The following is an 18,572-nucleotide window of genomic DNA, read 5'->3' as shown; positions in this document are numbered from 1 at the left end:
GCTTGCCGGCGAAGGCGTCCTTAAGAACGCCTTCGCCGGCAAGCCTGGCTCCTACAAAAAAGCGGCTTACTCGCTTAACTGACTGGCATTAGGGCGAGCCCAGCAAATGACGCACAAACAAAAACGCCGCTCAAGGAGCGGCGTTTTTGCGTTTGGAGCGCAATACAAGACTCACCTGTATTTTGCACGCCTCAGGGCGTTTCAGCTCCAGGGACGGTCTCCATTCTCATCCTTGATGCGGGTCGGCAGGCCCATCACATCCAGCGCCTTGAGGAACGGCTCGGCCGGCAGCTCCTCGACGTTGGCCATGCGCTGCACATCCCATTCGCCACGGGCGACCAGCAGGGCTGCTGCCACAGGTGGCACGCCAGCGGTATAGGAAATGCCCTGACTGTCGGTTTCCGCAAAGGCTTCTTCGTGGTCGGCGACGTTGTAGATGAACACTTCGCGCGGCTGACCATCCTTGGTGCCTTTTACCAGGTCGCCGATGCAGGTCTTGCCGGTGTAGCCAGGCGCCAGCGAGCTCGGATCAGGAAGCACGGCCTTGACCACTTTCAGCGGCACGACTTCCAGGCCTTCAGCGGTTTTGACCGGTTGCTCGGAGAGCAGGCCGAGGTTCTTGAGTACGGTGAACACATTGATGTAATGCTCGCCAAAGCTCATCCAGAAACGCACGTTGGGCACGCCGAGGTTCTTCGACAGGGAGTGCACTTCATCGTGGCCGGTCAGGTACAGATTCTGCGCCCCTACAACCGGCAGGTCGTCGGTGCGTTTGACTTCGAACATCGTGTTGCTGGTCCACTGGCTGTTCTGCCAGCTCCACACTTGTCCGGTGAATTCGCGGAAGTTGATTTCCGGATCGAAATTGGTGGCGAAATACTTGCCATGGGAACCGGCATTGACGTCGAGAATGTCGATCGAATCAATACGGTCGAAATACTGTTGTTGTGCCAACGCTGCATAGGCGTTGACCACACCCGGGTCGAAGCCCACACCGAGGATCGCGGTGATGTTCTTCTCTTTGCATTCCTCGAGGTGCTTCCACTCGTAGTTGCCGTACCAGGGCGGCGTCTCGCAGATTTTGCCTGGTTCTTCGTGAATGGCGGTGTCCAGGTAGGCCACGCCGGTATCGATGCAGGCACGCAGCACCGACATGTTGAGAAAGGCAGAACCGACGTTGATGACGATCTGCGATCCGGTTTCGCGGATCAGCGCCTTGGTCGCCTCGACATCCATAGCGTTCAGCGAGAAGGCTTTGATGTCAGCGGGCTCTTTGAGGCTGCCCTTGGCCTTGACGCTGTCGATGATGGCCTGGCATTTGGAGATGTTGCGCGACGCGATAGCAATACGACCGAGTTCATCGTTGTGCTGCGCGCACTTGTGGGCCACCACCTTGGCGACACCTCCTGCACCAATGATAAGCACGTTCTTCTTCAATTTTTCTCTCTCTCCTTCTCAGCCAGCTTACGAAAGGCTGGACATGTAGTCGTTGTAACCAAACTCACGAACCACCTCGACACTACCGTCAAGTTGTTTCACTACGATGGACGGCATTTTCAGGCCGTTGAACCAGTTCTTCTTGACCATGGTGTAACCCGCTGCGTCGATGAACGACAGCCGATCGCCGATGGCCAGAGGACGATCAAATTGGTACTCACCGAAAATGTCGCCGGCCAGGCAGGATTTGCCGCACACCATGTAGGTATGTTCGCCTTCGCTGGGCGCCAGCTTGGCATTCAGGCGATAGATCAGCAGATCGAGCATGTGCGCCTCGATGGAGCTGTCCACTACGGCCAGGTGCTTGCCGTTGTAGAGGGTGTCGAGCACGGTGACTTCCAGCGACGCACTCTGAGTGATGGCAGCTTCGCCCGGTTCCAGGTAGACCTGCACGCCGTATTTCTGCGAGAAGGCCTTGAGCCGCGCGCAGAACTCGTCGATCGCATAGCCTTCACCGGTGAAGTGAATACCGCCGCCCAGGCTGACCCACTCGACCTTGTGCAGCAGATGGCCGAAGCGCTCTTCGATGGTGCACAGCATCTGGTCGAACAGGCCGAAGTCGGCGTTCTCGCAGTTGTTGTGGAACATGAAGCCCGAGATCTGCTCGATAACTTGCTCGATCTTCACCGGATCCCACTCGCCCAGACGGCTGAATGGCCGCGCCGGATCGGCTAGCAGGTAATCCGAGCTGCTCACCTGCGGATTGACCCGCAGACCACGCACCTTGCCTGCTGAAGCTTCAGTGTAGCGCTGCAACTGGCCAATGGAGTTGAAGATGATCTTGTCGCAGTTGTCGAGCATCTCCTCGATCTCGTCGTCGGCCCAGGCCACGCTGTAGGCATGGGTCTCGCCAGCGAACTTCTGTCGACCGAGCTTGAGCTCATAGAGCGACGACGACGTAGTGCCGTCCATGTATTGCTGCATCAGATCGAATACCGACCAGGTGGCGAAGCACTTGAGTGCCAGCAGGGCCTTCGCCCCGGACTGTTCGCGCACGTAAGCGATCTTCTGCATGTTCGCCAGCAGCTTTTGTTTGTCGATGAGGTAGTACGGCGTCTTGATCATTTCGAGGCCTCCGGCAAGGCCAGCCAAAAAAAGGATGCGCATTGTGCCTTCACTTGCCACATATCGAAAGAGCAGAGAGCGCAGTTCGCTGAGCCGTCCTTAATTGGATCCAGGAGCCAGCGTCACCGGCACCTTAAACGGCCGTCAGTCAGTTCTGCTCAGAATGATGCATAGCGGGGCGCCGCGCCATTGGATGCTGCCTGGTCTTCACGATGACGAAATGCCGTCTTCGATGCATAAAAATTCGTCATCGTTTTGTAACCTTCCGAAGGCGATACTCAGGCTGCTCAACGCCTGCTGTTTTTTCTGCTGCCACTTTAGGCGGCTTTTTTTTGCTTGATGATTTTGGCGGAATTTACCGAAACGAAAGAAACTAAAAGGTCATAATTTCAATCACTTACAAAACTCAATAGTACTCTGAGGCACCATATTTTTAGCGGGAAACGAGTCTCGGTGATTCCAAGCCACGCTACCGAGTTCTATCTACAACCCATCGAAACAGCAGTCATCAGGCTGACTGTATTAATGGCGTTGGACTGGCCGCGATGGAGTCGAGCTCGCCGGTCAACTCACAACTGTCGGCGCTGATTGAAAACAGGCATACCCGGAGCTGCCCTTACTGCTCTCGCAAACTAGCGTCCATAGCTCGACATCTGGCAAAAACGGACAAATCCAGATCGGTCAGGCGTTTCGAGCGTCTGAAGTTGGCTACAACCTGATTTACACCCTATCCGGTCCGGCAATCAGATATTGCGACCAGGTTTTCAACGGCCAGAGCCAGTCTGCATGTAATGCCTGCCATCTCTGAAATAGCTTGCCTTATACGAAAAAGTATCATTTAAAGCACCACCATTTTTTCAAACCCATCAGTCAACTTCTTTAATACATAACCCAGCATCAAATCATCGAAGGCAATCCATACTCAAACTCTATCGCGCCGAAAGTTATTCCCCCCAACAAATAAACCCATCACCAATCATCACACTGCACCTGACTGTGAAAGTCATTATCTTGACGCACCGACACTAACACTTCCCACAAACAACATAACACTTTAATAACACTCTATTAACATTAACAAGCCTCCCTGACTTTTTATAACATTCATTGACACTCAGACGCAGCCACCCTAGATTAATGGCACTCTGCCAACGCCAAAACGACACATCAACTTTGTCAAGTTAATGGAATGCTGAGTTTCTGAGTTATTTCATTCCTGGTACAACGCATGAAATATGTAGACGATATTACGAAACTCTTTACACGTTTTGGCGCCAATGCGCAGAGTTACCAGGAAATACAACCGAACTATAAAGATTTCAAAGACGATCCGGTTACATCTGCGCTGGCTGAGCCAGGACCGTCGGTGGCCTTGTCTCCCCCAACACCAACACCAACGCCCTCTGTGTTTCTACTGAACGAGCCACAGCCTTCTTTATTGATTGGCGCGCCGGTCGAGCCCGTGAAGAATGTTGTCCTCTCGCTACCTTCGCCCAAATCCCCTCCCCTGACCGAGCCACCTGCGAGTTCTGCTACCGGTGACCGTCAGCGATTGAGCGACCTGTTGCGTGAACTCAACCAGGTTCGTCGAGACGGTCTGCCAGAAACGACTCGCAGGCGGACCAAGGCGAAGGTCATTGCTATCGTTTCAGCGAATGGTGGGGTGGGTAAAAGCACCGTCGCCGCTGGCCTCGCGAAAACATTTCGGCGCCCTGGCGGGCGAACCATCGCGATTGATCTGGACCCTCAGAACGCGCTGTCCAGCCACTTGGGTATCACCAGACAGGTTCCCGGGCTGATCCAGCTCAAAGAGCAAGACGCAGACTGGGGCGCTCATCGTCTGCCGGGCTTTAGCGACAGTGAGTGCCTGCCCTTCGGCACTGGCGAGATGAACGATCGCCGCTTGCTCAGGCAGTTGATGCTTGAAGATGCTGACTGGTTGAATCAGCACCTTGCGTCAATGGACCTCAGCGAAAACGATACCGTGATCCTGGACACGCCTTCGGGTGCGACCGTCTATTCGCAACAGGCGCTCGACGCCGCCGATCTGGTGCTGGTGATGACGGTGGCCGACGCGGCCTCCTACCTGGCACTGGACACCATGACCCAGTGGCTGGAAACCACCCGACGACGCGCGCAGCGGCACCGGTATGTGCTCAACCAACGGGATGACTCGCGCTCGTTCAGCAGGGACATGGGCGTGCTGTTTCTGCGGCGGCTCGGCGCTGACCTGATCGGGACGATTCGCCTCGATCACCAATTCAACGAGTCGCTGGCCTATGGTCGGGACCCCCTCCAGTACGCACCTGAGAGCATTGGCTGCCAGGACATTCTTTCGCTGTCCGGCGCGGTCCATGCCCTGCTTTTCGCGGATACTTCCAGCCAGCAGGGCACGCCATGACCGCGCAGCTGAATCAGCTACCTGCAAAGACGTGGTGGTTGCAGGGGCTACTGGATACTTTCCAGGCTCGCGTCAGTCGATGGCCCCTGCGTTGGCGCCAAGGCCTGAAGGTCTCAGCCGGGCTGGTCGCAGCATCGTTGGTGCTGGGTATCCTCACTGCGCCGCTGAATCTGTATTCCCAAGCCGCGTTTGCCGCCGTCTGTTTTGCCGCCAGCCTGATCATCCGCAAGCAAGCCGGGCGTCTGGCGATCCTGACCCTGATCACCCTCTCGCTGATCGCTTCGTTGCGTTACATGTACTGGCGCCTGTCCGACACCCTGGACTTCGACAACTGGCAGGATGCCGTATTTGGCTACGGGCTGGTGCTGGCCGAACTGTATGCCTTGCTCGTCCTGGTCTTCGGCTATGTACAGACCGCCTGGCCGTTGCGCCGCAAACCGCAGTTTCTGCAACAGCCGCCCGCAGAATGGCCGACGGTAGACGTCTTCATTCCTACCTATAACGAAGCATTGGGTATCGTCAAACTGGTGGTGCTCGCTGCTCAGGCCATTGACTGGCCCGAGGGCAAACTGCGGGTGCACATGCTCGATGACGGACGCCGTGAGGAGTTCAAGGTTTTCTGTCAGCAGATTGGTGTCAACTACATCACCCGCGACAACAATCAACATGCCAAGGCCGGCAACCTCAACGAGGCACTCAAAGTCACCGATGGCGAGTTCATTGCCATATTCGACGCCGACCACGTGCCCACCCGCTCCTTCCTGCAGATCACCATGGGCTGGTTTTTAAAGGACCCGAACCTGGCGTTGCTGCAAACGCCGCACTTTTTCTATTCACCCGATCCGTTCGAAAAAAACCTCGATACCTTTCGCTCGGTACCCAATGAAGGTGAGCTGTTCTACGGCCTGGTGCAGGACGGCAACGACCTGTGGAACGCGGCCTTCTTCTGTGGCTCCTGCGCGGTCATCCGGCGGACTCATTTGCTGGAAGTCGGCGGCATCGCCACCGAAACCGTGACGGAGGATGCGCACACGGCACTCAAGCTCAATCGCCGTGGTTTCAATACCGCTTACCTCGCCGTGCCACAAGCGGCGGGACTGGCCACCGAAAGCCTTTCCCGACACATCAGCCAGCGCATACGCTGGGCGCGGGGCATGGCGCAGATTTTTCGGACCGACAATCCGTTGTTTGGCAAAGGACTGAACCTGGGGCAGCGCATCTGCTACCTCAACGCCATGATGCACTTTTTCTACAGCCTGCCCCGCCTGGTGTTCTTGACCGCGCCCTTGGCCTACCTATTTTTCGACGCGCAGATTTTCCATGCCTCGGCGCTGATGGTCACGGTCTATGTACTGCCGCATATTTTCCATTCCAGCCTGACCAACTCCAGCATCCAGGGGCGCTTCCGCCATTCCTTCTGGAACGAAGTGTATGAGTCGGTATTGGCCTGGTACATCATGCGACCGGTGCTGTTGGCCCTGATCAGCCCTTCGCTGGGCAGATTCAACGTGACCGACAAGGGCGGCACCATCGAAAAGGACTATTTCAACTGGAAGCTCGCGCGGCCTTATATCGTCCTGCTGACCTTGAATATGATCGGTCTGGCGATCGGCGTGGTGAAACTGATCGGGAGTGATTCTGCCGAGGCCACTACCCTGCTGATCAACCTGGCCTGGACCGTGTACAACATCGTCATCGTCAGCACCGCCGTGGCGGTGGCCACTGAATCCTCTCAGGTGCGCAACGAACCCAGGGTGCCCGCGGATCTGCCCGTGCGCGTCTATCGCGAAGACGGCACCTGGTTCGATTGCATAACCCGGGACTTCTCACAAAACGGCGTGGGTCTGGCACTGCCACCGCAGGCTCTGCTCAACGTCAATGAGAAGCTGCGGCTGTGCATTCTGCGCACACCGCCCTCAAGCCTCTTTCCCGCAAAAACGGTCTTCAGCAACGACAACGTGGCGGGCGTGCAATTCGAGGCTTTGACCCTGCGCCAGCAAAGTGAGCTGGTGCGACTGACCTTTTCACGGGCCGACACCTGGGCCAACACGTGGGGTAACGGTCGCCTCGACGCGCCAATGTCGGCGTTGCGCGAGGTCAGCAGCATTGGCTTGCGCGCCATCCTGCGCTTGTTCATTGCAACCCTAAAGGACAGCCAGGCGCTGCTGCGCAAACGCCCGGACGCTCCATCACCTATCGACTCCACCGCGGATACGCAACGATCTTGAAGCCTTCCACTCGCCGGACCTTTCTTCCTCGTCGCTCACTCATGCTGATCACCTGCTCGCTAGTGGGCTGGAGCGGCTGGGCATTGAGTGCTGCCGCCCAAATCAGCGCCACAGAGCCGGCGGTGATGCCGGTCGCAGCGTTACCCGGGACCGATGCCCCGGGCAACAGCTATACCCGCACCCTCAAGGACCTGGGCAAAAGCTATTCGATGACCCTTAAAGGCGTGGAGGCTACCGACAGTGTGAACTTCGATGTACGCGCCGATGAAGTCGTCACGGCGGCGCAGGTCACGCTGCAGTACAGCTACTCACCGGCGCTGCTGGCCGACCTTTCGCAGATCAATGTGCTGGTCAACGATCAAGTGGCCGCCAGCCTGCCCCTCCCGAAGGAAGAGGCCGGTAAATTGCAGACCCGGACCGTGCAGATTCCGCCGCAGACCATCACCGAATTCAACCGGCTCAGCCTGCAGTTCATCGGTCACTACACAATGCAATGTGAAGACCCTTTGCACTCCAGCCTGTGGGCCAGGATCGGCAACGAGAGTCAGCTGAGCCTCCAGGTGTCCTCGATTAAACAGCCCAACGACCTGTCCGCTCTGCCGCTGCCCCTGTTCGATCGTCGAGACGCCTCGCTCCTGAAGCTGCCCTTCGTGTTCACCGGGCGCCCGGGCGGCCCTGAGCTTGAGGCCGCCGGTATCCTGTCGTCCTGGTTTGGCGCCCTGGCCAGCTACCGCGGCGCAACCTTCCCCGCCAGCCTCTCCAGCCTGCCGGCCAAAGGCAACGCCGTGGTGTTTGTCAGCGGCAGCGAATCAACGGCCTTGAGTGGCTTACCGATCAAAGAGGCCACGGGGCCGACATTGACACTCGTGAGCAACCCGAATGATGCTCAGGGCAAACTGTTGATCGTCTCCGGGCGCGATGGCGCCGATCTCAAGGTCGCCGCGACAGCGCTGGCTCTCGGTGGCTCGGCCTTCTCCGGGCAGAGCGTAGTGATCGACCGGATCGACTCGCTCAAGCCACGCCGACCGTACGACGCGCCTAACTGGCTGCCCTCCGATCGCCCGGTTCGCCTGGGTGAACTGGCGAAGCCCGCCGAACTCAATGTGTCGGGTTATAACCCGGGGCAAATGACGGTTGCGCTGCGCTTGCCACCCGACCTGTTCAACTGGCGTGAGCCTGGTGCGCAACTTGACCTGAAATACCGCTATACGCCGCAACCGGTCTCCACCAATTCCTCGTTGCTGGTCAACTTCAACGATACCTTCATCAAGTCGATCGATCTGCCCTCGATCGAGAAACTCGGCAACAGCGACAGCCTGCTGGCAATGCTCAAAACCGACGACAGCCTGGCCCGCACATCGCGCATGCTGTTGCCGCTCAATTCCGTAGCCCTACAATCGCGCCTGCAATTTCGCTTCATGTATGACTACATCAAACAGGGCGAATGCCGCGACATCATCATCGACAACATGCGCGGTGTGATCGACCCAGACTCGACCCTGGACCTCAGCCAATACGAACATTTCATGGCCATGCCCAACCTTGGGGTGTTCAAGGACAGTGGCTTCCCGTTCACCCGCATGGCCGACCTTTCTGAAACATCGGTGATCCTGCCCAACGAGCCAGGCCCGGCCGATCTGAGCGCCTACCTGACCCTGCTGGGCCGCTTCGGCGACTCCACCGGTTATCCGGCCACCGGCATGAAGGTAGTCCACGCCGACCAGATAGCCGAGCAAAGCGACCGGGATTTGCTGGTGCTCGCCTCGGGCAACAATCAGCCGCTGCTGGAGAAATGGCAAAGCCTGCTGCCGGCCAAGGGCGAAGATGCTGCGCAGTACTTTGAACTGTCTGACCTGCCCTTGCGTCTGCGCAACTGGATCAGCCCGGATACGAAAACCAATCTGCGTGAAGCGCGCAACAGCTTCAGGTTTACCGCTGACGACGGCAGTGCTTATCTGACTGGATTCGAATCGCCGCTCAAGAGTGGGCGTAGTGTGGTGTTTATCGCCAGCGCAAGGCCAAACGGCTTGGCCGACGTAACCAACGCCCTGCTCAGCAGCGAAGAAAACGCCCGCGAGTTGCAAGGCAGTCTGGTGGTGGTCAGGGGCAAGCATGTCGAGTCGCTGGTCGCCGAGCAGGATTACTACGTCGGGAGCTTGGGCCCATTGCGCTACCTGCAGTGGTACCTCTCGCAAAACGTAATGGCGCTCATGCTGTTCACTCTCCTCGGGATCCTGCTGCTTGCTTCGATGGCCTACCTGGCCCTGCGCTTACGGGCCAAACGTCGTCTTGGTCAATGAGCCGCGCATGCCTGTGTCGTCCATGAGCAGCCGGGGTGTTTCACTTCGCCATTGCCTGCGCGGTAACACGCGCAGGTTGAGCGCTGTGCTTGCGCTGGCGCTGCTGGCGCCTGGGATAGCGGCCGCAACCCCCTGTGAGCTTCCAGCCTGGCCACTGTGGCAAACCTATGCAACGCGCTTCGTCCAGGCCGACGGCCGGGTTCTGGAATCGAGCCTGGAGAACAATCACAGCACTTCTGAAGGGCAGTCCTACGGCATGCTCTTCGCACTGATCGGCAACGATCAGCCACGCTTTGACAAACTCTGGCGCTGGACCTCAGCCAACCTCGCAGGCTCCGCCACCGCCACACGCCTGCCGGGCTGGTTATGGGGGCAAGGCACGGACGGTCAGTGGCGCCTGCAAGACGCCAATTCGGCCGCCGACGCCGACCTGTGGATCGCCTATGCCCTGCTCGAAGCCGCACGCCTGTGGCATCGGCCGGACTATCACCAGGACGCCCTGCACCTGATGGCGACGATTGAAGCGCAATTGGTCGTCAGGCTCCCCGGGCTGGGCCCGATGGTGTTGCCTGGACCACAGGGCTTCGTCCAGCCGGACGCTCTCTGGCGCCTGAACCCCAGCTACCTGCCACTGCCACTGTTACGACGGCTGGCCAAGGAGGCACCCTCGGGGCCCTGGCAAGCGATTGCCAACAACACCGCGACGATGATTGCCCAATCAAGCCGCCACGGCTTCGTCGCTGACTGGGTCGGTTATCGAGGCACTTCAGCGCAATCGGGCGCCTTCGTAAGCGACCCGATCCACGGCGACACGGGCAGCTACGATGCTATTCGCGTGTACCTCTGGCTGGGCATGAGTGATACCTCCGAACCGCTGACAGCGCTCCTGCTCAAACGGCTGGACGGCATGGCCCGCAGCACTCTCGCGACGGGTTCCCCCCCGGAAACAGTCCAGGTTCTCCACGGCAGTGTTCAGGGTCAGAGCCCGTTCGGATTCTGGGCCGCACTGATTCCCTACCTTGAGGCCAAGGGCCAACCCGGGCTGGCCGATCAGCAACGGCGCCGCGTCGAACTCGCCTTGCACGAGGCGCTGGCCATGCCTGATGCCGATGCCGGGCCGCCGCGTTACTACAACTTCATGCTCAGCCTGTTCGCCCTCGGATGGGCAGATAAACATTACCGATTCCGGGAAGACGGAACGCTGAAACTCTCCTGGGAGACCGCATGCACGCGCACCACCGCACGCTAGCCATCGCCGTCATGAGCGCATGGACGGCCGCTGCTGCCCACGCTCAAAGTCCGACGCCACAGACGTTACTCGTCGAGCAAGGGCAGTACTGGCAGCAGCACAACAACCCACAACGCGCTGCGGAAGTCTGGCTGAAAGTCTTGCTGCTGGACCCGGTCCAGGTTGACGCACTGTATGGCCTGGGCTTGATCGGCGTGCAACAGGGCAAGCCACAACAGGCGCAGCAATACCTCGCCCGCTTGCAGGCCATCCAGCCACCGCCTCGGCAGGCACTGCAATTGGCGCAGGACATCAGCGTGGCCCAACCGCAGAACCAGCAGCGCCTGGAAGAGGCTCGGCGCCTCGTCGATGCCGGTGAGCGTGACAAGGCGAGCGCCGTGTTTCGCTCGCTGTTCGATGGCCGTCCACCCCAAGGTACGATCGGCCGCGAGTATTACAACAACCTTGCCTTCAATCAGGCGGACTGGTCTGAAGCACGCGGCGGATTCCAGCGCCTGCAACGTGAGATGCCCAACGACTCGATCGTCGCGCTGTTTTACGCCAAGCATCTGGTCCGCCGTGAAGACAGCCGTGCCGAGGGCATCCGCGCCCTGGCCGCGCTGACCCAGCGTGCCGACATTGCCGGTGATGCCGACGAAAGCTGGCGCCTGGCGTTGACCTGGATCGGTCCGCCCAATCCGGCACAAGTGCCGTTGTTCGAGGCGTACCTCAAGACGCATCCGGATGACGTGGAAATCCGCGCGCAGATGAACAAGGGCAAGCAACAGGTGGCAACGACGGCCAGCAAGGAATGGCAACCGCCCGCCGAAGTCGCGCGCGGTCTGAAGGCGCTCAAAGAAGGCGATCAAGCCACCGCCGAACAGGCTTTTCAAGCGCGCTTGAAAACCCGGCCCGAGGATGCTGACGCGCTGGGCGGCCTTGGGGTTATTCGCCAGCAGCAACACCGACTGGCCGAAGCGGAAAAACTCCTGGGTCAGGCCACGCGACAAAACGACGGCAGCCGCTGGCAAGTTGCGCTGAACGAAGTGCGCTACTGGTCGGCGTTGCAGCAGGCCCGCGACGCCCAGGCCAAAGGCCAGACAGCCCAGGCACAGGTTTTGGTCAACCAGGCGCTGCGGCTGAATCCAAACGGGGTCGATGCTCGCCTCACCCTGGCGGATATTCAGGCCAGCGCGGGCCAGTTCGATGATGCTCAGCGCAACTATCGGCAGATTTTGATCCAGCGCCGCGACGACCCTCAGGCACTGGAAGGGCTGGTCAATGTGCTGCTCAAGAGCGGCAAGAACGATGAAGCCCTGCAACTGATCAACAGCCTGCCCGCCACCGGTCAGGCAAAGATCGGCCAGTCCGCGCGCCTGCAAGCCTTGCGCGCGACGCAACTGGCCGCACTCGCCGAACAACGCAACGACCTGCCCGCTGCGCGCAACGCCTTGCAAGACGCGCTGCGCTACGAACCGGACAACATCTGGACACGTTTCGCCCTGGCCCGCCTGAACCTGGCGATGGGCGAACCGCAAAAGGCTCGGGACCTGATCAGCGCCATGCTCCAGGCCCATCCCGACAATGCCGATGCGCTTTACGTCAGCGCCTTGCTGTCGGTGCAAATGGGTGAGTGGAAAGCCGCCCAGACAACCTTGGGACGCTTGCGCCCCGACCAGCGCACCCCGGACATGGAAGCGCTGGCCGCTGATGTCAGCCTCAACCTGCAACTCAGCCAGGCGATCGAGTTGGGCAAGCGCGGACAGCGCCAGGAAGCCCTGACCTTGCTCGATCGTATCCAGCCGATGGCCAACAACAGTCCAGATCGCACGGCGAGCCTGGCCTCGGCGTATGTCGACATCGGCGAGCCAACCCGTGCGCTGGCCCTCATGCGCAGCCAGTTGCAAAACACCACGGCGCCCTCGGCGGACTTCATCCTGCAATACGCCGCTGTCCTGCTTAAAACCGGAGAAGACGTACAGGTCAACGAGATTCTGCGCGACCTTCAGAACAGGCCCTTGAACGCGCCGGCTCGCAAGCGCTTTGACGACCTGCTCTATCTCTATCGCATCCGCCAGGCTGACCAGCTGCGTGAACGAGGCAATCTGGCCAGCGCTTATGACACGCTAGCGCCTGCACTGGCGCAACGTCCCGGTGACAGCGCTGCCATCGCGGCGCTGGCGCGAATGTACTCGGCCAACGGCGACACGGCAAAAGCCCTCGAACTCTACAAACCGCTGTTACAACGTCAGCCGAACGACCCGCAACTGCTATTGGGTGCCGCCGACGCCGCGGTATTGGCACATGACAGTGCCTTTGCCGAACAGGCACTGCAACAGCTGCTCAAGACTGAATCCGGCAACCCTCAAACGCTGACAGAGGCCGCCCGCCTCTACCAGAACATGGGCAAGACCGGCACGGCGACCGATCTGCTGCGCAAAGCGGTGGCCATTGAACAGAGCGAGAAACGCAGAAGCCAGAGCGGCCAACTGGCCGGTTCGACGGTGGCGCCCAACCCTTTTGCCGGGGTGTCGGGTTCACGTAACGAAGTCAGTCGCGACACCTTGCTGGCAGCGATCCCGCCACCGGTTCAGGAGATGCCGGGCAGCGTGAGATCTCACAGCCCCTTTGGCATCGACGCCCTGCCAAGTCCGCAGCAGGCGAGCAATCGATTCGAGTCGCAGCTGCCGCGCGCAGCACGGGTGAGCGAGGACATCAGCCCCGCGCAACTGGCGCTGAATAAAATCCTTCAGGAGCGCAGTGCCTACGTCACCCAGGGCGTGAGCATTCGCAGCAACAACAGTGAGTCGGGGCTGAGCAAACTGACTGATATTGAGACACCGCTGGAAATCAATATCCCATTGGATGAAAGCCGCGTCGCCCTGCGCGTGACGCCGGTCTCGCTGAACGCCGGCAGCGTCAGCAGCGACGCGCTGTCGCGTTTTGGTAGCGGTGCGCAGAGCGACGGCGTCGGCTCGCAAAAAGCCGAAGGTGTCGGCCTTTCCGTCGCTATTCAACGGCCCGCGGATGGGTTCAAAGCTGATCTCGGCACCACCCCGCTCGGCTTCAAATACAGCACCGCCACTGGTGGCATCAGCATTGATCGCCCGGTGAGCGACTCCTCTAATGTCCGTTACGGCGTGAGCGTTTCCCGGCGTCCGGTGACTGACAGCGTCACCTCGTTTGCCGGCACCACGGACAAACGCAGCGGGCAGTCCTGGGGCGGCGTGACCGCCAATGGCGGGCGTGGCCAGTTGAGCTTTGACGACAACGAAGTCGGCGTCTATGGCTACGCCTCCTGGCACCAGCTATTGGGCAACCATGTCGAGTCCAATAGCCGCAGTGAACTGGGCAGCGGTGTGTACTGGTACCTGCAAAACGCAACGGACAGCAAGCTGACCGTCGGCCTGAGCATGACCGGCATCAGCTACGCCAACAATCAGGACTATTTCACCTACGGCCACGGCGGCTATTTCAGCCCGCAGACGTTCTTCGCCCTGGGCGTGCCAGTGACCTGGGCACAACGCACCGGGCGCTTGACGTATCAAGTCAAGGGCTCGGTCGGCGTGCAGCATTTCGAGCAGGACAGCGCCGACTATTTCCCCAACGACAAAGCCCTGCAAGCGGCCTCGGGCCTGCGCTACGAAGGGCAAAACAAAACCGGGATCGGCTACAGCGTCGCCGCGGCGGCTGAATACAAGGTCGCTTCGAACTTCCTGCTGGGCGCCAACCTGGGAGTGGACAACGCCCGCGACTACCAACAACTGAGCGGCGCCCTGTCTTTGCGCTACCAGTTCGAGGAGATCAGCGGCCCCATGAGCCTGCCGGTCAGCCCGTACACCTCGCCTTATTCCAACTGATCATTCTGGAGTTTTCGATGCCCACTTCTGCCCTTGCCGGCCTGTCCCTCCTTGTTCTTGGGGAGAGCCATATGAGCCTCGCGGACCATTTGCTGGAGCCGCTGCACGACAACCTGACTCGCCAAGGCGCCCAGGTTCATTCCATCGGTGCCTGCGGTGCCAGCGCCGGCGATTGGCTGATCAGCAAGAAGGTCGACTGCGGCGCCGAGCGCAAAGGCAACGACAAGATCGTGATCAAAGGGCGCGAGGCAACCACCACACCGATTCAGGACCTGATCGCCGCCGAGAAGCCCGACCTGGTGGTACTCGTCATCGGCGACACCATGGCGTCCTATGACAAGCCAGTGTTTCCGAAGGCTTGGGCGTGGCAAAGCGTCACCGGCCTGGCCAAGGCCATCGCGGCCACCGGGACCCGTTGCGCCTGGGTGGGCCCGGCCTGGGGCAAAGCCGGTGGCATGTACCAAAAAAATGATCTGCGCACCCATTTGATGTCCCAATTTCTGGCCGCCAACGTTGCGCCTTGCACCTACATCGATTCGCTGGCGTTCTCCAAACCCGGGCAGTGGATGACCACCGATGGGCAGCACTTCACCGTCGCCGGATATCAAGCATGGGGCACCGCCATCGGCACTGCATTGGCCAAACTGCCCGCCGCCAGCCTCGCCAGCAAAGGAGCCGGAAAATGAATCGAGCAAAGCTGGCCGCTGCCCTGTCCTTGTTGTTGAGCCTGCACGCCCAGGCCGCCGACATTGCCTTGTACCCGACGGGCCCGGATCAGGACTCGGCCTTCCTGCGCTTTATCAACGCCGCCGACCGCCCCTTGCAGCTGCTGGCCGAAGGCTCGCGGGCCAGCCTCAAACTGGATGGCTCGAATGCCGTGTCCGACTACCTGCCCGTGCCCGCCAACCAGCCGATCAAGGGAATCCTGGAACGCAACGGTAAAAGCCAGCCGCTGGACATCCAGGTGGCAGCAGGCGAATTCGCCAGCGTGATCGCTTTGCCAGACAACGCTCAAGGTTTCCGCCAGGTCGTCATCCGTGAGCAACCCGACGACTTCAATAGCCTGAGAGCCTCGCTGGCGTTTATCAGCGCCGATCCAGCGTGCCCCCAGGCCGGTTTACGCGCAGCGGGGAAGAATGCCGACCTGTTCAAGGAGGTGGCCGACGGCAGCGTGCAACGCCGCGCCATCAACCCGGTCAGCCTGTCGGTTCAATTGGTCTGCGCCCAAACCAACGTCGGCGCCCCACTTGACTTGGGCCAGCTCAAGGCCGGCGAGCGCTACAGCGTTGTGCTGCTGCCTGGCGCAAATGGTCCTTACCTGTTGCTCGCGACTGACGTCCTGGCCCACTGATCGGATCTCGCCACCACCATGGTTTTTGCCTCTCTCGAGTTTCTGACGTTGTTCCTGCCGCTGTTCTTGTGCACTTATGCAGTGTGCCCAGCCGCCTGGCGCAACGTCACGCTACTGATCGGCAGCTGGCTGTTCTATGGCTGGTTGAGCCCACGATTCCTCGCTGTGCATGTGATGCTGACGATCACGGCGTGGGTGGGTGGCTTATTGATCGATGCCTGGCGACAGGAGAGCAAGGGCCGTGTGCGAATACTTGTCGCCCTGATCGTGCTCAACACAGCAATGCTCTGCTGGTACAAGTACGCCAACATTGTCGCTGGCACATTGAACGAAGCGATGGTCTGGTCCGGAGCCGCGCCCCTGTCCTGGCAACGGGTCATCATGCCGGCCGGATTGTCGTTTGTCGTGCTGCAGGCGATTTCCTACCTGGTGGATGTGCATCGTCGCACCGTGCCGGTCGAGCGCAGCTTCATCCATTACGCGACCTATATTTCGATGTTCGGCCATTCGGTCGCCGGCCCCATCATTCGCTATGACTGGGTCCGGCGCGAGTTGCATCGGCGTTCCTTCAACGCGCAGAACTTTTCGCTGGGTGCACGCCGGTTCATGGTCGGGATGTGTATGAAGGTACTGGTGGCCGACACCCTGTCGCCCGTCGTCGACGTGGCGTTCAATGTGCAGACCCCCAGTTTTTCTGACGCCTGGCTGGGCTGCCTGGCCTACTCCCTGCAGCTGTTCTTTGACTTCGCTGGCTACAGTTCCATGGCCATTGGTCTGGGACTGATGCTGGGCTTCCACTTTCCAGAGAACTTCAACCATCCTTATCTGGCCAACAGCATCCAGGATTTCTGGCGCCGCTGGCACATGTCGTTGTCCAGTTGGTTGCGTGACTATCTGTATATCCCGCTGGGTGGCAATCGCCACGGCCCCTGGAAAACCTATCGCAACCTGTTCCTGATCATGGCCATCGCCGGCCTCTGGCACGGTGGCGACAATTGGAATTATCTACTGTGGGGCTGCGCCCATGGCATTGCGTTGTGTGTTGATCGTGCCTGGAACCGCTCCTCCCTGCCCCCTGTACCTCCCGTGCTCTCCCATGGGCTGACACTGCTGTTCGTCTGCCTGGCATGGACACTGTTCCGCGCCCCTGACTTTCACAGTGCACTGAACCTGTATGCCGGACAGTTCGGGCTGCAGGGCATTGCCCTCAGTGAGGAACTGTCCGCGACCCTGCGCCCGATCCATGGCCTCGCGGGGTTGTTGGGTGTGCTGAGTATCGTCGCACCGCTGCTACGCCCTTACGCTGAAAAACACCGGGTCGGCGTAGCGCTCGCCCTTTGGCCCATTGTCGGTTTCATGCTGTCGTTCGCGCTGACCGCCAGTCGCGAAACCGTACCCTTTCTGTACTTTCAATTCTGATGAAGACGCCAGAGCACACCATTACGCTTGCTCAACCGGACGATCCGGTCGCACGCACCAGTCCATTGGCAGGCGCATCTCTGCTGATACTCCTGTTCGTCGGGCTGCTGTCCTCTGGCTGGCTGATCGGGTCAGGGCAAATAGCGCCGCTACCACCGGGATTATCGGTGACGCAGATTCTTGACGGAGCTATCACCCATAAAATCGCCAAGTCGCTGTCGAAAGCCGCCTTTCCCACCACGTTCGCCAAGCTGGAGCGCGGTGTCAGTTGGCTGCTCCTCGGTGACACCGGGCCGAGGGTTCGCTCGGGTTGTCCTGACTGGTTGTTTTTGGCCGATGAGCTCAAGGTCGATCATCTAGCGCAGCGCAATGCCGATGCCAAAGTCCAGGCGGTGATTGATCTGAAACAGCAGCTCTCCCAACGTGACATCAGCTTGCTGGTGGTCATCGTTCCAGACAAGAGCCGCATCGCTGCTGAGCAGCGTTGTGCACTGCACCGCCCAGCCGCTCTCGAAGGGCGCATCCAGGCCTGGACCTCGAAGCTGGATGTGGCTGGCGTGTCGAGTCTGGACCTCACCGGTGCGCTAACGCCGCTGGGGGCCAATGCCTTTTTGCGTACCGATACGCACTGGAGTGAATCCGGCGCGAAGGCGGCGGCCGAGGCCATCACCCAGCGCCTGAAGACCCTGGGCATCAGCGCAACGCCACGCAGATCGTTCAACGAAAGTCATGCCCCGCTCGCGGTACGACCTGGCGATCTGGTCCATCTGGCGGGCATCGACTGGCTGCCGCTCAAATGGCAACCCGCACCCGAAATGGTCGCCCAAACCAGCACCCACGAACTTCCCGTTGCTTCAGCCGACAGCCCTGATGCTGAGGCAGACCTCTTCGGCGATGCCGACCTCCCCAACACCGTGCTCATCGGCACTTCATTCTCACGCAACTCCAACTTCGCAGGATTTCTGCAGCAGGCACTGGGTGCCCCCGTGGGTAACTTCGCCAAAGACGGCGGAGCGTTCTCTGGCGCGGCAAACAGCTACCTCAACAACCCGGCCTCCAAAGAAACGCCGCCAAAGCAAATCATCTGGGAGATCCCGGAGCGGGACCTGCAGTCGGCTTACATCGACCCCATTGCCTATCGCTCGTTGCGGTAGGCCAATCGCTCGGACAAGGATGCGGTAGTTACCATAGATACCGGGAGTTTAAACATTGTCTGAGTCCCT

The 18,572-nt window shown here is 59.8% G+C and carries 11 protein-coding genes; 9 read left to right on the top strand and 2 right to left on the bottom strand.

Annotated features, from left to right (window positions below; all coding sequences use genetic code 11):
* Positions 1-201: 201 nt before the first annotated feature.
* Both TU81_RS02075 and nspC read right to left on the bottom strand, forming a co-directional pair.
* Positions 202-1,437, bottom strand: a complete 1,236-nt coding sequence (locus TU81_RS02075) for a saccharopine dehydrogenase family protein (RefSeq protein WP_033036557.1) — start codon at positions 1,435-1,437, stop codon at positions 202-204.
* A 27-nt stretch (positions 1,438-1,464) separates the two neighbouring features.
* Positions 1,465-2,562, bottom strand: coding sequence for a carboxynorspermidine decarboxylase (nspC, locus tag TU81_RS02070; protein ID WP_048393627.1), 1,098 nt, complete (start codon positions 2,560-2,562; stop codon positions 1,465-1,467).
* A 1,228-nt stretch (positions 2,563-3,790) separates the two neighbouring features.
* Here nspC and bcsQ point away from each other — a divergent pair.
* From bcsQ to TU81_RS02025, 9 genes are read left to right on the top strand one after another with little or no spacing between them, the layout of a single operon-like run.
* The gene (gene bcsQ, locus TU81_RS02065) at positions 3,791-4,963 is read left to right on the top strand and encodes a cellulose biosynthesis protein BcsQ (protein ID WP_048393063.1); all 1,173 of its coding nucleotides are present in this window, start codon (positions 3,791-3,793) and stop codon (positions 4,961-4,963) included.
* Entirely contained in the window at positions 4,960-7,191 is a 2,232-nt protein-coding gene (gene bcsA / locus TU81_RS02060; protein WP_048393061.1) for a UDP-forming cellulose synthase catalytic subunit, read from the top strand. Before bcsQ ends, bcsA begins: the two co-directional genes overlap by 4 nt.
* Before the next feature lie 41 nt (positions 7,192-7,232).
* Complete coding sequence (gene bcsB, locus TU81_RS02055; RefSeq protein ID WP_048393059.1) at positions 7,233-9,491, top strand: cellulose biosynthesis cyclic di-GMP-binding regulatory protein BcsB; 2,259 nt, start codon at positions 7,233-7,235, stop codon at positions 9,489-9,491.
* A gap of 7 nt (positions 9,492-9,498) precedes the next feature.
* On the top strand, positions 9,499-10,740 hold the full coding sequence (gene bcsZ / locus TU81_RS02050; RefSeq protein WP_082157793.1) for a cellulose synthase complex periplasmic endoglucanase BcsZ: 1,242 nt from the start codon (positions 9,499-9,501) through the stop codon (positions 10,738-10,740).
* The gene (locus TU81_RS02045; protein ID WP_048393057.1) at positions 10,716-14,579 is read left to right on the top strand and encodes a cellulose biosynthesis protein BcsC; all 3,864 of its coding nucleotides are present in this window, start codon (positions 10,716-10,718) and stop codon (positions 14,577-14,579) included. The genes bcsZ and TU81_RS02045 overlap by 25 nt, the downstream gene beginning before the upstream one ends.
* Before the next feature lie 17 nt (positions 14,580-14,596).
* Positions 14,597-15,265: an SGNH/GDSL hydrolase family protein gene (locus TU81_RS02040; RefSeq protein ID WP_038983019.1), complete on the top strand. Its 669-nt coding sequence runs from the start codon at positions 14,597-14,599 to the stop codon at positions 15,263-15,265.
* On the top strand, positions 15,262-15,930 hold the full coding sequence (locus tag TU81_RS02035; RefSeq protein ID WP_038983018.1) for an alginate O-acetyltransferase AlgF: 669 nt from the start codon (positions 15,262-15,264) through the stop codon (positions 15,928-15,930). The genes TU81_RS02040 and TU81_RS02035 overlap by 4 nt, the downstream gene beginning before the upstream one ends.
* A gap of 18 nt (positions 15,931-15,948) precedes the next feature.
* On the top strand, positions 15,949-17,349 hold the full coding sequence (locus TU81_RS02030; RefSeq protein ID WP_038983017.1) for an MBOAT family O-acyltransferase: 1,401 nt from the start codon (positions 15,949-15,951) through the stop codon (positions 17,347-17,349).
* Positions 17,349-18,503 carry an alginate O-acetyltransferase AlgX-related protein gene (locus tag TU81_RS02025; RefSeq protein ID WP_048393054.1) on the top strand — a complete coding sequence of 385 codons (1,155 nt, stop codon included), beginning with the start codon at positions 17,349-17,351 and terminating at the stop codon, positions 18,501-18,503. Before TU81_RS02030 ends, TU81_RS02025 begins: the two co-directional genes overlap by 1 nt.
* Positions 18,504-18,572: the final 69 nt, after the last annotated feature.

It is taken from the genome of Pseudomonas lini (assembly GCF_001042905.1).
Classification (GTDB): Bacteria; Pseudomonadota; Gammaproteobacteria; order Pseudomonadales; family Pseudomonadaceae; genus Aquipseudomonas; species Aquipseudomonas lini.
This window is presented reverse-complemented; position numbering and strand designations above follow the sequence as displayed.

What these genes read in the sequence shown, in the direction of transcription:
- nspC (WP_048393627.1), bottom strand. Translation starts at nt 2,562, where the DNA reads ATGATCAAGACGCCGTACTACCTCATCGACAAACAAAAGCTGCTGGCG.
- bcsQ (WP_048393063.1), top strand. Translation starts at nt 3,791, where the DNA reads ATGAAATATGTAGACGATATTACGAAACTCTTTACACGTTTTGGCGCC.
- bcsA (WP_048393061.1), top strand. Translation starts at nt 4,960, where the DNA reads ATGACCGCGCAGCTGAATCAGCTACCTGCAAAGACGTGGTGGTTGCAG.
- bcsB (WP_048393059.1), top strand. Translation starts at nt 7,233, where the DNA reads ATGCTGATCACCTGCTCGCTAGTGGGCTGGAGCGGCTGGGCATTGAGT.
- bcsZ (WP_082157793.1), top strand. Translation starts at nt 9,499, where the DNA reads ATGCCTGTGTCGTCCATGAGCAGCCGGGGTGTTTCACTTCGCCATTGC.
- TU81_RS02045 (WP_048393057.1), top strand. Translation starts at nt 10,716, where the DNA reads ATGCACGCGCACCACCGCACGCTAGCCATCGCCGTCATGAGCGCATGG.
- TU81_RS02040 (WP_038983019.1), top strand. Translation starts at nt 14,597, where the DNA reads ATGCCCACTTCTGCCCTTGCCGGCCTGTCCCTCCTTGTTCTTGGGGAG.
- TU81_RS02035 (WP_038983018.1), top strand. Translation starts at nt 15,262, where the DNA reads ATGAATCGAGCAAAGCTGGCCGCTGCCCTGTCCTTGTTGTTGAGCCTG.
- TU81_RS02030 (WP_038983017.1), top strand. Translation starts at nt 15,949, where the DNA reads ATGGTTTTTGCCTCTCTCGAGTTTCTGACGTTGTTCCTGCCGCTGTTC.
- TU81_RS02025 (WP_048393054.1), top strand. Translation starts at nt 17,349, where the DNA reads ATGAAGACGCCAGAGCACACCATTACGCTTGCTCAACCGGACGATCCG.